The organism is Pseudomonas sp. NPDC089428, assembly GCF_044749325.1.
In the GTDB taxonomy this organism is placed as follows: domain Bacteria; phylum Pseudomonadota; class Gammaproteobacteria; order Pseudomonadales; family Pseudomonadaceae; genus Aquipseudomonas.
In genome coordinates this window covers 101,344-114,338 of record NZ_JBIVHT010000011.1, presented here as the reverse complement: position 1 = coordinate 114,338, position 12,995 = coordinate 101,344, and the positions used below count along the sequence as shown (strand labels likewise).

The window sequence follows — 12,995 nt, the reverse complement described above, 5'->3', positions numbered from 1 at the left end:
AGATCAGAAGGGGGCAGGGCACTCGAACTTCAGGCGCTCACCGCTGACCGGGTGGGTGAAGCTCAACATCGAGGCATGCAGGCACAGCCGTTCATGGGCCGCCAGCGCCTCTGGGTTGGCATACAGGCGGTCACCCAGCAACGGATGGCCGATCGACAGCATGTGCACGCGCAGCTGGTGCGAGCGGCCGGTGATCGGCGTCAGTTCGACGCGGCAGTGGTCCCCGCAGCGCTCGACGATACGCCAGAAGGTCAGGGCATGCTTGCCCTGCTCGTGGTCCACCACGTGCCGCGGTTTGGTGGGCGGGTCGTAGCGCAGCGGCAGGTCGATGCTGCCGCTGTCCAGCGCCGGCTGGCCCCAGCACAACGCGGTGTAGGCCTTTTCGGTCTCACGGTCGTGAAACTGGCGCGACAGCTCGCGGTGGCTGTCGGCATCGCGGGCCAGCAGGATGATGCCGGAGGTTTCCCAGTCCAGGCGGTGCACGATCAGTGCGTCCGGGTAGCCGTTTTCCTGCAGGCGGGTGATCAGGCAGTCCTTGTTGTCCTCGGCACGGCCAGGTACCGACAGCAGCAGGGTCGGCTTGTTGATCACCAGGATGGCGGCGTCTTCATGGAGGATCTGGATGTTCGACAGCGGCATTGCGGAGTCTCTGTGAAAAAGGGGGAAAGCATTGGGGCCGCCTTGCGGCCCTTCGCGGCGGTTCGGCGCCCCGACAAGCCCGCTCCCACAGTGCTGTGCTTATCCTGTGGGAGCGGGCTTGTCGGGGCGCCGAACCGCCGCGAAGGGCTGCACGGCAGCCCCAGCTTTCAGCCGGATCAGCGATCAGGCAAGGTGATGTTCAGCTCCAGAATCGAGCAGCTGCCCTGGTTTTCCAGCTCGATATGCACATCATCGTTGCCGATGTTCACATACTTGCGGATCACTTCCAGCAGTTCTTTCTGCAGCGCCGGCAGGTAGTCCGGTTCGCTGCGCTGGCCGCGCTCATGCGCCACGATGATCTGTAGACGCTCTTTCGCTACCGACGCGCTGGTCTGTTTCTGTCTGCCACGAAAGAAGTCAAAAAGGTTCATGGTTTACTTGCCTCCAAACAGGCGCGCGAAGAATCCTTGCTTCGGCACTTCGATGAAACGCAGGGGTTTCTCTTTGCCCAGGAGGCGGTCAACAGTGTCGCTGTACGCCTGGCCGGCATCGCTCTGGTCGTCGAGGATGACCGGGATACCTTGGTTGGAGGCCTTGAGCACGGCCTGCGACTCGGGGATCACACCCTTGAGCTTGATCGCCAGGATCTCTTCGACGTCGGCGATGCTGAGCATTTCGCCCTTTTCGACGCGCTCTGGGTGGTAACGGGTGATCAGCAGGTGTTCCTTGATCGGCTCCTCGCCGTTCTCGGAGCGGCGCGACTTGCTCGACAGGATGCCCAGCATGCGGTCCGAGTCACGTACCGAGGACACTTCAGGGTTGGTCACGACAATGGCTTCGTCGGCGAAGTACATCGCCAGGTGCGCGCCTTTCTCGATACCGGCCGGCGAGTCGCAGATGACGTAATCGAACTGTTCTTTCAGCTCCATCAGCACCTTTTCGACGCCTTCCTGGGTCAGCGCGTCCTTGTCGCGGGTCTGGCTGGCGGCCAGCACGAACAGGTTCTCGAGGCGCTTGTCCTTGATCAGGGCCTGCTGCAGGTTGGCTTCGCCGTTGACCACGTTGACGAAGTCGTACACCACGCGGCGCTCGCAGCCCATGATCAGGTCGAGGTTACGCAGGCCCACGTCGAAGTCGACGATGACAGTCTTGTGGCCGCGCAGTGCGAGGCCGGTGCCGATGGCGGCGCTGGTGGTGGTCTTGCCCACACCCCCCTTGCCGGAAGTAACGACGAGAATCTTGGCCAAGGTGTTTCACCCCTAAATAAGTCGGGACAGGTGTCCCAGCAAAATGCAAAAAACGGCAACAGATAAAAAAGTTGCTCTAAAAATGACGGCAAGTATCCGTTAAAGACGGGTGATGTTCAACACGTCACCGGACAGGCTGACTTGCACGCCGGCGCCCCACAGCGGGTCGCGGCGCAGGTCTTCGCACACCTTGTACTGGCCGGCGATCGAGACCATTTCGGCGGTCATCTGCTGGCAGAAGATACGCGCCTTGGTATTACCCTTGATCCCGGCCAGGGCGCGGCCGCGCATGGCGCCGTACACATGGATGTTGCCATCGGCGAGAAGTTCCGCACCTGGGCTGACCGAGGCGGTGACGATCAGATCGCCACCCTGGGCGTATATCTGCTGGCCGCCTCGTACGGGCGAGGTGATGATGCGGGTCGGGCGCACCTCTGGCTCGGGAGCGGGAGCCGGCGCTGGGGGCGGGGCCGGTTCGGCCTTCTTCACCTCCGGCTCGGGCTCCAGCGGCCGCTCGCGGGCGCCGGATGGCGGCAACACCGGCAGGTCGATGGCGATCGCCGCGGCGATGTCCTCGATGCGGTTGGCGCGGATCGCCAGGGTTCGCAGGCCATGATGGCGGCAAATACGCATCAGCCCGGGCAGGTCGATCGCCCCTTCGTCGGCTGGCAGTTTGTCCAGCGCCAGCACCAGCGGCGTGTTGCTGAAGAAATTCGGGGCCTGGGCCACTTTCGCCGCCAGCTGGCGGTCGAGGGCTTCCAGGTCGTTGCGCCCCAGTTCCAGCACAGTGATGGCGAGCATGCTGCCCTTGAGCTGGAACACGGAGGCGGTGTCGGGTGTGTGGTTTGGGCTCATGGTCTGCATAGACGGCTTGTTGCGAAAAAAGTGCCCTGACTTATAACGATAAGACCGGTTGGCCGCAACCGGTGCCGATCCGATGTAGAATGCTCGGCCTTTGTCTTGCCGGAAGCTTCAATGGAACGCCCGCGTTTTCGACCCTACTTCCTTCACCCGCGATTCTGGGGCCTGTGGCTTGGCCTGGGCCTGCTGTGGCTGGTGGTGCAGTTGCCATACCGAGCCCTGCTGTGGCTCGGCAGTGCCCTGGGTGCGCTGATGTACCGTGTGGCCGGCGAGCGCCGGCGCATTGCCGCGCGTAACCTCGAACTGTGCTTCCCGGAGCTGTCCGACGACGAACGGCGGCGCCTGCTCAAGGCCAACTTCGCCTCCACCGGTATCGCCTTCTTCGAAATGGCCATGAGCTGGTGGTGGCCCAAGGCCCGCCTGGCGCCCCTGGCCCACATCGAAGGCCTCGAGCACCTGCAGGCAGCGCAGCAGGCCGGGCAGGGCGCCATTCTGATGGCGGTGCACTTCACCACCCTGGAAATCGGCGCCGCACTGCTCGGCCAGGCCCATACCATCGACGGCATGTACCGCGAGCACGGCAACCCGCTGTTCGACTTCATCCAGCGCAGTGGCCGTGAGCGGCACAACCTCGATTCGCTGGCGGTGGAGCGTGATGACGTCCGTGGCATGCTCAAGTTGCTGCGCTCGGGCCGGGCGATCTGGTACGCACCGGACCAGGATTACGGCGCCAAGCAGAGCATCTTCGTGCCGTTGTTCGGTATCCCGGCGGCCACGGTCACCGCAACCACCAAGTTCGCCCGCCTGGGCAAGGCGCAGGTGATTCCGTTCACCCAGAAGCGCCTGGAGGACGGCAGCGGCTATCGTCTGGTGATTCACCCGCCGCTGGAGGGTTTCCCCGGTGAGAGCGAAGAAGCCGATTGCCTGCGGATCAACCAGTGGGTCGAAGGCGTGCTGCGCGAATGCCCCGAGCAGTACCTGTGGGCGCATCGGCGCTTCAAGTCGCGGCCCGAGGGTGCGCCGCGGCTGTATGACAAGAAAAAACGCTGATTTTTGTATTGCCTGTACCGGCCCTTTCGCGGGGCAAGCCCGCTTCCACAATGACCGCGTAAAGGCTGGCTCTGTGGGAGCGGGTTTGTCCTGCGAAGAGGCCGGGCCTGAAAACAGCTGATCCAGGAAGGAATCCATGGCGCCACCCCCGGTAACCGGTCTCATCCTTTCTGGCGGCGGCGCCCGTGCCGCCTATCAGGTCGGTGTTCTCGCCGGCATCGCCGAGCTGCTGCCGCCCGGCGCGCACAACCCGTTCCCGGTCATCGTCGGCACCTCGGCCGGTGCCATCAACGCCGTGACCCTGGCCAGTGGCGCCACCCGCTTCCATGACGCCGTGCAGCGCCTTACCGCGTTCTGGCAAAACTTCCGCAGCCGCCTGGTCATCCGCAGCGACTGGCCCGGGGTGGTGCACCAGGCCAGTCGCTTCGTCGGCCACAGCCTGCTGGGGCTGGGCGGGCCGGTGCCGGTGGCCTTGCTCGATAGCCGCCCCTTGCGTGGCCTGTTGGAGTCGCATCTGGACCTGGATGGCATTGGTCACGCCATCGCCGCCGAGCAACTCCGGGCAGTCGCCGTGACCGCATTCGGCTACGAAAGCGGCCAGGCGGTGACGTTCTACCAGGGGCGCGGCACCATCGACGCCTGGCTGCGCCACCGCCGCATCGGTGTGCCCACGCCGTTGACCATCGATCACCTGCTGGCCAGCGCGGCGATTCCGCTGCTGTTCGCCCCGGTACGCCTGGGCGACGAGTACTACGGCGACGGCGCGGTGCGCCAGTCGGCACCGATCAGCCCGGCCCTGCACCTGGGCGCCAGCCGGGTGCTGGTGGTCGGGGTCAGCGGCAACCCGCAGCGCCCGGCGGCACCGTTGCCGACCCAGCGCGTGTTCAGCGGCCAGCAGCCGAGCCTGGCGCAGATCGGCGCGCACATGCTCAACAGCACCTTCATCGACAGCCTTGAGGACGACATCGAGCTGCTGCAGCGGCTCAACCACCTCAGCCGGCTGCTGCCGGCGCACCTGGATGCACGGCGCCTGGGCCTGGCGCCGATCGAGGTGCTGGTGGTTGCGCCGAGCCAACCGTTGGATGAGATAGCCGCGCGCCACCGGCGGGAATTGCCGGCGGCGTTAAGGTTGTTCCTGCGCGGGCCGGGGGCGACGCGCACGAGCGGGGCGGGGGTGTTGAGCTATCTGCTGTTCGAGGCCAGCTATTGCAGCGAGCTGATCGAACTGGGACGGCGCGATGCCTTGGCCAAGAAGCGCGAGCTGTGTCAGTTCCTGGGGATTTGATGTTGCCTGCACCGGCCTCTTCGCGGGACAAGTCGGGGCGCCGAACCGCCGCTCCCACAGGGATTGCGCATGCCTCGAGGTAAGCATTGAACCTGTGGGAGCGGGTTCACCCGCGAAGAGGCCGGCACAAGCAGCACAAGACAGTTGCTCCCACAATGACCGCGTAGACACAAATCCTGTGGGAGCGGGCTTGTCCCGCGAAGAGGCCGGGCCTGCTTATTCAGCTATTTGCAGCTTGCGCGCCTGGGTATACACATAGCGCACCTTCTCGTACTCGAACGGCGAGTTGAGCTGCCCGTAGCGGAATTTGGTGGTGTAGCGCTTGTCCACCACGCGCAAGGCGAAGATCTCTGGGTGGTTTTCGCTGGCCTCGGCCACGTTCAGGTAGTTCACCGCCTGCTCGCCGGCGTAGTCCACCGCCAGCCCGGTGGTGTCGCGCAGGTTCGACGGGCCGAGTACCGGCAGCATCAGGTACGGCCCCTCCGGCACGCCATAGAAGCCCAGGGTCTGGCCAAAGTCCTCGCTCTGGCGCGGCAGGCCCATGCTGGTTGCCGGGTCCCACAAGCCACCCACGCCGATGATGGTGTTGAACATCAGCCGCGCGGTGATTTCTGCCGAGCGCTTGGCCTTGAGTTGCAGCACGCTGTTGAACAGGTTCGGCACGTCACCGAGGTTGTTGAAGAAATTGCTCACGCCGGTACGCACGAAGCTGGGCGTGACGTACTGGTAGCCACTGACCAGCGGCAGCAGCACCCATTGGTCGAGCCGGTAGTTGAAGTGGTAGATGCGCCGGTTCAGCGACTCCAGCGGGTCGTACACGTTCAGCGCCTCCAGGGTCGAGCGTTCGAATTCGCGCTGGTCGAGCCCGGGGTTGAATTTCAGTGCGCGCAGCGGGTCGATGAAGCCGTCAGCCTCCGGCGCCAGTGGCGCCTGGGTGACTTGTGGGTCGGCTTCGACCACGCTGGCCCGGGGCGCGGTTTCCGCGGCCAGGGCATTGCCGGCAATCAGCAGGGCGGTGGCGAGGAGGAATTTGTTAGCCACGGAAGAACTCCAGCATGGCGTCGCTGTTGACGCGGTAGTTGAGGTTGCCGCAATGGCCGCCATGGGGGTAAAGGGTCAGACGATCACCGAACACCTTGCGCAGGAAACCGATATCGCCGGGGCCGAGGATGACGTCGTCGGCGTTGTGCATCACGGCGATCTTGTCGCTGTTGTGCAGGTAGTCCTCCAGTGCATATAGGCTGACCTGGTTGACCAGTTGCAGGATGCTGTTGCCATCGGTGCGGGCGCGCCACATCGGGATCACCTGCTCGGTCATGTAGCAGTCGAAGTCGCACTGCAGGGCACGCTTGAAGAACGGCGTCAGGCTGCTGCCCTCGGTAATCGGGAACTTCGGCGGAATGATCAGGCCGCGGCGGTTGATCAGGTCGGAGGTGAAGGCGATGTCGGCCGCCGAGAAGCGGAACGAGGTGCCGATGAGCATGGCCATCTGTTCGTTGGACAGGTGTTGCTTCGACTGCTGGAAGTCGTACAGCAGGGCATCGTTGAGGTCGATGTAGCCCTTGTCCTGGAAGTAGCGGGTGAGCTTCTCCAGCATCAGCTCGTAGAAGGTGGTGCTGCGGTCGATGCCCTTGACCTGGGTCTGTACCAGTTTGTCGAGGTTGTTGATCGAGGTATACAGGTTGACCGGTGGATTGAGCAGCAGCACGCGCTTGAAGTTGAAGCTGCGACGAGTTTCGTCGAGGTGGCTGACGAATGCAGCGTCCAGCGCGCCCAGGCTGTAGCCGGTGAGGTAGTACTCGCTGACGGGCAGACGCGGGTGCTGGGCACGCACGGCCTGCATCACCCGGTACATGTCTTCGGCGTCTTCCTGGCTGACCCCGGGAGTGGCGAAGCGTGAAGCTGCGCTCATGAAGTCGTAGCTGGTCGGCGACGACAGTTGCACCACGTGGAAGCCGGCCTGGTAGAACAGCTTCTTGAGGTATTCGTTGATGCTGCTGGAGTAGGGCGCACCGGTACCGGCGATGAGGAAGATCAGCGGTGCCTCGTGGTCCTGGCGTGCCAGGCGATATTTGAGCTTCTTCACCGCCCAGAAGTTGTCGGGCAAGCTGAACTCGCGCTCCGGGCGCAGGTTCAGGCTGTAGTCGGACTGGTCGATGTCATCGTCGCTGGGCAGGGTCGGGCGCTGCTCCGGTGGCGTGGTGGCGATGGTCGCCTCGAACGGGTTGGTCAAGGGGTAGCCGTAGCTCGCGGCGTCGATATCCCGCGCCGAAGCGGCCGCAGCCATGAGCAGGCCGCCAAGAAGGGCGGCGAGGCGCCAAGATCGAAGCATGTATTCCCCCAGAAGGATCAAGGTCGTGCAGTACGCAGGCTAGGACCACGGTTGCCTGGGCAAAGTTGCCTGGTGCGGTGGCCTTTGGTGTGCTTGTTATCTGCAACATAGCTGCAGGGTTGTGATTTTGCCTTACAACCGGGCTTGGGCGATCATGGATGATTTCGATTACCGCTATTGGAGAATGGGATGTCTCGATCGCTGCCGGCCGCTCTACTGCTGATGTTTCTGGCACTCTGGCTCGCCGCCAGTTATGGCGTGCGCTACGGGCTGATGGAGGATGGGCAGTGGGTCGGGCTGTGCGTGGTGCCAGGCGACCACTGGCAGTGCCAGGTGCGTTCGTTGCTGGGGTTGGGCATTCACTTTCAGGTGATGGCCTGGGCCGGGTTGGGCATGGCCTTGCTCGCGCAGCTGGTTTCGGGGCGCGCCGGGTGGTGGCTGGCGGTGTTGGCATTGGTGTTCGGCATTCCCGCCCTGGTGCTGTACACCGCCAGCATTGCCGTGTTCGTGGTGGTGCTGGCGGGGTTGCGGTTGGTCCGGCAACCGCGCCGGGGCTGACAGGGGCTGCTGTGCAGCCCATCGCCGGCAAGCGCGGCTCCCACAAGGGACTGTGCAAGCCCGCAGGCTTGTGCAGTCCACCGACCGTGTAAGCCCGCGGGCTTGTGCAGTCCCTTGTGGGAGCCGCGCTTGCCGGCGATGGGCCGCAAAGCGGCCCCAGGGTATCAAGCCAGGCGCAACCGCAAGCTTCTCCACAAGGCTGCAGTCATCAACACACTGACCAGCGCCCAGCCCCAGGCCTGCTGATTCTCCAGCCCTTCCCGATACAGCTGCGGCAACACCCCGGCCCCGACGATAAACGCCAGCAACGCCACTTCCGCGCGCCGTGCAGCCACCGGCCTCAGCAGGTACACCAGCGCCGGCAGGGCCAGCGCCACGCTCGGGAAGCTGCGGTAGCGCGGGTCGAACACCATCGCCAGCATGCTCACCGCTGCGGCAAAGCCGGCGGCCAGCAACAGCCACCCCGCACGCGCCTGCAGGTAACCGAACAACCGCTCGCGCCAGCCGTTGCGGCGGACCAGGGCAAGGGCTGCATGCATCAGCACCAGCAGGTTCAACCCGGCCAGCACCACCGCCCACACCCATTCCCCGGCAAACCGTGCATGGGTACGCATCAACTCGCCCCACAGCCCCAGGCAGCCTGCGCCAAACGCGGCCAGCAGCGGCAGCAGCAAGGCCGCCAGCGGTGTGGCGGGGCGCCCGGCCATCAGCAGCGTGAGTGCCATCAACAGCACGCTCGCCAGCAACCACTGCGGCCAGTAATGCAGGTTGCTGACCGGCCCTTCGAGCACCCCCTTGTCTTGCCGGTCGGCATCGTACAGCCCCCAGTAACCGCCCACGGCGCCTTCACTGGCACGCTTCCATGGCTGGTCGAATGCTTCGATCAGGTTGTAGTGCCAGCCATTGGCCTCGGCCATGCCGACGAAGCCACGAATGAACCGCGCCTCGTTGGCGCGGCTGGGCACGGCGGTCTCGCGTTGACGGCCTTCGCTGGGCCAGCCGGTTTCGCCGATGAAGATGTCCTTGGGCGCGAAACGGTTGCCGAACACCCGGCGCACGTCGGCGACGTGGGCCAGGGCATCGTCGATGCCGCGCGGGTCGTCTTCCCAGTAGGGCAGCAGGTGGATGGTCAGGAAGTCCACCGCTGGCGCCACCTGCGGGTGCTGCAGCCAGAACTCCCAGACATCGGCATAGGTCACCGGCACCTTGACCTGGCTTTTCACTTTGTTGATCAGCGTGGCCAACTGCTCGCCAGTCACTTCCTTGCGCAGCAGCGCCTCGTTACCGACGATCACCGCGCTGACCACGTCCGGGTTGGCGTTGGCAGCGGCGATCAGCGCGTCCACTTCCTTCTCGGTGTCGACCGGGTTGGCGTTGACCCAGGCGCCGAGCATCACCTTCAGCCCATGCTTGCGCGCCAGCGCCGGGATTGCCTCAAGACCGCTCATCGAATAGGTACGGATGCACTGGAATCGCTCGGCCAGCAGCGCCAGGTCGGCATCCATGCGCGCCGGGCGCAGGCGAAAAGGCTGGTCGAACGGCGACTGGTCCTTGTCGAACGGCGTGTACGACGCGCACTGCAGTTTGTGCGTGGGGCTGGCTGCGTCGGGCAGCACGACGGGCTTGCCCAGCCCGTACCAGAGCGCCCCCAGCCCGAGCAGGGCGAGCAGGCAGGCAAGCAGGTACATCGGCAGCAGCAGGCGGGAAGCTTCAGGCATCGGGCGGTCCATCGTCAGGCACAAAACGCTAGATAGTAGCCCGGCGCCAAACCTTTGGCATGCAAGGATCGCGCAGGCTGCCGTAGGCCGATGCCGCTAATGGCATAGTGCTGTCGCATATGGGCGGGTACAGGTCGCAGTGGGAGCAGGTCGACCTGTGTTGCAGGAAGATGATGCAGTCTCCAAGACCTGACGAGGGGATGCTTTGATGGCTACTTTTACAAGAATGCGCCGTTTCCTGGGTGTGGGCACCGCCCTGGTATTGACCATGAGCGCTGCACAGGCCATGGCCAAAGAAGTAAGCATTGGTTACGTTGATGGTTGGTCCGACAGTGTGGCGACCACCAACGTCGCCGCAGAAGTGATCAAGCAGAAGCTCGGCTATGACGTGAAACTGCAGGCCGTGGCCACCGGCATCATGTGGCAGGGTGTTGCCACCGGCAAGCTCGACGCCATGCTCTCGGCCTGGCTGCCGGTCACCCACGGTGAATACTGGGCCAAGAACAAGGACAACGTGGTCGACTACGGCCCGAACTTCAAGGACGCCAAGATCGGCCTGATCGTCCCCGAATACGTCAAGGCCGTGAGCATTGCCGACCTCAAGACCGACAGCAGCTTCAAGCAGAAGATTGTCGGTATCGATGCAGGCTCCGGGGTGATGCTCAAGACCGACCAGGCAATCAAGGACTACGACCTGACCGGCTACAAGCTGCAGGCCAGTTCCGGCGCGGCTATGACCGCCGAACTGGGCCGCGCGTATGCCAAGCAGCAGTCGATTGCAGTGACCGGCTGGGTGCCGCACTGGATGTTCGCCAAGTGGAAGCTGAAGTTCCTCGAAGACCCGAAAGGCGTGTACGGCGCGGCTGAGACCGTGAACAGCATCGGCAGCAAGGAACTGGCGACCAAGGCGCCGGAAGTGGCGGAGTTCCTGAAGAAGTTCCAGTGGCAGTCCAAGGATGAGATCGGCGAGGTCATGCTGGCGATCCAGGAAGGTGCCAAGCCTGAAGCGGCGGCCAAGGACTGGGTGGCCAAGCACCCGGACCGTGTTAAGGAGTGGACTGGTAAGTAACAACCCTTTTTGGCCAGTTTTGATTCATCGCGGATGAATCCGCTCCTACAGAGATCCCTGTAGGAGCGGATTTATCCGCGAAAGGGCCATCACTTTGTTACGCAATCGGTAAAACACCGTTGCATCTAAGACTAAGGTCGTCTGGTTGGCGTCCAACAGCTGCATAAAGTAAGGGTGTGGGTTCCATCCCCTACCTGTGCTGCTAGGACAAAAACAATGAACGACAGCATTTACCTCTCGATACAAAACAGCCCGCGCTTCAAGGAGCTGGTCAGCAAACGTGAACGGTTCGCCTGGATTCTCTCGGCGATCATGCTCGGCCTCTACTGCGCTTTCATCCTTCTGATCGCCTACGGTCCTCAGATTCTGGGCACCAAGCTCAGCCCTGACTCGTCGATTACCTGGGGCATTCCCCTGGGCGTCGGCCTGATCGTGTCGGCATTCGTCCTGACCGCCATCTACGTGCGCCGCGCCAACGGCGAGTTCGATGAGCTGAACAAGGCCATCCTGAAGGAGGCGCAACAATGATTCGCCACGCCAAAGCCCTGGCCGTACTGGCCTGCGGAGCCTTCGCACCCGCCGTGTGGGCCGCCGATGCCCTGACCGGCGAGGTGCAGAAACAACCGCTGAACGTTCCGGCGATCGCCATGTTCGTGGCCTTCGTCGCCTTCACCCTCGGCATCACCTACTGGGCCTCCAAACGCAACAAGTCGGCGGCCGACTACTACGCTGCCGGTGGCAAGATCACAGGCTTCCAGAACGGCCTGGCGATTGCCGGTGACTACATGTCGGCGGCCTCGTTCCTGGGTATTTCCGCCCTGGTGTTCACCTCCGGCTACGATGGCCTGATCTACTCGATCGGCTTCCTGGTCGGCTGGCCGATCATTCTCTTCCTGATTGCCGAGCGCCTGCGCAACCTTGGCAAGTACACCTTTGCCGACGTTGCCTCGTACCGCCTCGGGCAGAAGGAAATCCGTACCCTGTCGGCCTCCGGTTCGCTGGTGGTGGTGGCGTTCTACCTGATCGCGCAGATGGTCGGCGCGGGCAAGCTGATCGAGCTGCTGTTCGGCCTCGACTACCACGTCGCGGTGATCCTGGTGGGTATCCTGATGTGCCTGTACGTGCTGTTCGGCGGCATGCTGGCCACCACCTGGGTACAGATCATCAAGGCCGTGCTGCTGCTGTCTGGTGCCAGCTTCATGGCGCTGATGGTGATGAAGCACGTGGGCTTTGACTTCAACACCCTGTTCTCCGAAGCGATCAAGGTGCATGCCAAGGGCGAGGCGATCATGAGCCCGGGCGGCCTGGTCAAGGACCCGATCTCGGCGTTCTCCCTGGGCCTGGCGCTGATGTTCGGTACCGCTGGCCTGCCACACATCCTGATGCGCTTCTTCACCGTCAGTGATGCCAAGGAAGCGCGCAAGAGCGTGCTGTACGCCACTGGCTTCATCGGCTACTTCTACATCCTGACCTTCATCATCGGTTTCGGCGCGATCCTGCTGGTCAGCACCAACCCGGACTTCAAGGACGCCGCTGGCGCCCTGATCGGCGGCAACAACATGGCGGCGGTGCACCTGGCCGATGCCGTGGGTGGCAGCGTGTTCCTCGGCTTCATCTCGGCCGTGGCCTTCGCCACCATCCTGGCGGTGGTGGCCGGCCTGACCCTGGCCGGTGCCTCGGCGGTGTCCCACGACCTGTACGCCAGCGTCTGGCGCAAGGGCAAGGCCAACGACAAGGACGAGATCCGTGTGTCGAAGATCACCACCATCGCCCTTGGCGTGCTGGCGATCGGCCTGGGCATCCTGTTCGAGAAGCAGAACATCGCCTTCATGGTCGGCCTGGCGTTCTCCATTGCCGCCAGCTGCAACTTCCCGGTGCTGCTGCTCTCGATGTACTGGAAGAAGCTGACCACCCGCGGCGCCATGATCGGCGGCTGGCTGGGCCTGGTAAGCGCGGTGACGCTGATGATCCTTGGCCCGACCATCTGGGTGCAGATCCTCGGCCATGAAAAAGCCATCTACCCGTACGAATACCCAGCGCTGTTCTCGATGATCATCGCCTTCGTCGGTATCTGGTTCTTCTCGGTCACCGACAAGTCCAAGGCTGCCGATGACGAGCGTGCGCTGTTCTACCCGCAGTTCGTCCGTTCGCAGACTGGCCTGGGTGCTTCTGGCGCTGTCTCACACTGATAGCCCTCGCCCATGAAAAAACCGCGCCTCGGCGCGGTTTTTTCATG

General features: G+C 63.6%; 13 protein-coding genes. 6 read left to right on the top strand and 7 right to left on the bottom strand.

Annotation, left to right across the window (positions count from 1 at the left end):
* Positions 1-3: 3 nt before the first annotated feature.
* The 4 genes from ACIPZ5_RS19885 to minC all read right to left on the bottom strand — a co-directional run bounded on the left by ACIPZ5_RS19885 (position 4) and on the right by minC (position 2,750).
* Entirely contained in the window at positions 4-639 is a 636-nt protein-coding gene (locus ACIPZ5_RS19885; protein WP_019472567.1) for an RluA family pseudouridine synthase, read from the bottom strand.
* Positions 640-815: 176 nt separating this feature from the next.
* Positions 816-1,070, bottom strand: coding sequence for a cell division topological specificity factor MinE (gene minE, locus ACIPZ5_RS19880; protein WP_003252572.1), 255 nt, complete (start codon positions 1,068-1,070; stop codon positions 816-818).
* Positions 1,071-1,073: 3 nt separating this feature from the next.
* A complete protein-coding gene (gene minD / locus ACIPZ5_RS19875) occupies positions 1,074-1,886 on the bottom strand; it encodes a septum site-determining protein MinD (protein WP_054893840.1) in 813 nt (270 codons plus the stop codon).
* A 99-nt stretch (positions 1,887-1,985) separates the two neighbouring features.
* Positions 1,986-2,750, bottom strand: a complete 765-nt coding sequence (minC, locus tag ACIPZ5_RS19870; protein ID WP_343598940.1) for a septum site-determining protein MinC — start codon at positions 2,748-2,750, stop codon at positions 1,986-1,988.
* Positions 2,751-2,861: 111 nt separating this feature from the next.
* On the opposite strand from minC, the gene ACIPZ5_RS19865 reads away from it, so the two are divergent.
* A complete protein-coding gene (locus ACIPZ5_RS19865; RefSeq protein WP_343598942.1) occupies positions 2,862-3,797 on the top strand; it encodes a lipid A biosynthesis lauroyl acyltransferase in 936 nt (311 codons plus the stop codon).
* A gap of 136 nt (positions 3,798-3,933) precedes the next feature.
* Positions 3,934-5,082, top strand: coding sequence for a patatin-like phospholipase family protein (locus ACIPZ5_RS19860; protein WP_400810250.1), 1,149 nt, complete (start codon positions 3,934-3,936; stop codon positions 5,080-5,082).
* Positions 5,083-5,298: 216 nt separating this feature from the next.
* Here ACIPZ5_RS19860 and ACIPZ5_RS19855 read toward each other — a convergent pair whose 3' ends face one another.
* Both ACIPZ5_RS19855 and ACIPZ5_RS19850 read right to left on the bottom strand, forming a co-directional pair.
* Entirely contained in the window at positions 5,299-6,042 is a 744-nt protein-coding gene (locus tag ACIPZ5_RS19855) for a VacJ family lipoprotein (RefSeq protein ID WP_400810273.1), read from the bottom strand.
* A 73-nt stretch (positions 6,043-6,115) separates the two neighbouring features.
* Entirely contained in the window at positions 6,116-7,414 is a 1,299-nt protein-coding gene (locus ACIPZ5_RS19850) for a serine/threonine protein kinase (protein ID WP_261941167.1), read from the bottom strand.
* Positions 7,415-7,603: 189 nt separating this feature from the next.
* Here ACIPZ5_RS19850 and ACIPZ5_RS19845 point away from each other — a divergent pair, with 189 nt between their 5' ends.
* Positions 7,604-7,972 (top strand): hypothetical protein, encoded by a 369-nt coding sequence (locus ACIPZ5_RS19845; protein ID WP_261941166.1) that lies wholly within the window; start codon positions 7,604-7,606, stop codon positions 7,970-7,972.
* Positions 7,973-8,136: 164 nt separating this feature from the next.
* Here ACIPZ5_RS19845 and ACIPZ5_RS19840 read toward each other — a convergent pair whose 3' ends face one another.
* Positions 8,137-9,702, bottom strand: coding sequence for a glycosyl hydrolase family 17 protein (locus tag ACIPZ5_RS19840; RefSeq protein ID WP_400810249.1), 1,566 nt, complete (start codon positions 9,700-9,702; stop codon positions 8,137-8,139).
* A 196-nt stretch (positions 9,703-9,898) separates the two neighbouring features.
* Here ACIPZ5_RS19840 and ACIPZ5_RS19835 point away from each other — a divergent pair, with 196 nt between their 5' ends.
* The 3 genes from ACIPZ5_RS19835 (at position 9,899) to ACIPZ5_RS19825 (ending at position 12,948) form a co-directional block, all read left to right on the top strand.
* On the top strand, positions 9,899-10,759 hold the full coding sequence (locus ACIPZ5_RS19835; RefSeq protein WP_261941164.1) for a glycine betaine ABC transporter substrate-binding protein: 861 nt from the start codon (positions 9,899-9,901) through the stop codon (positions 10,757-10,759).
* 216 nt (positions 10,760-10,975) lie between these two features.
* Positions 10,976-11,287, top strand: a complete 312-nt coding sequence (locus ACIPZ5_RS19830; RefSeq protein WP_110639578.1) for a DUF485 domain-containing protein — start codon at positions 10,976-10,978, stop codon at positions 11,285-11,287.
* On the top strand, positions 11,284-12,948 hold the full coding sequence (locus ACIPZ5_RS19825; protein ID WP_085675414.1) for a cation acetate symporter: 1,665 nt from the start codon (positions 11,284-11,286) through the stop codon (positions 12,946-12,948). Before ACIPZ5_RS19830 ends, ACIPZ5_RS19825 begins: the two co-directional genes overlap by 4 nt.
* The last annotated feature ends 47 nt before the right edge of the window (positions 12,949-12,995 follow it).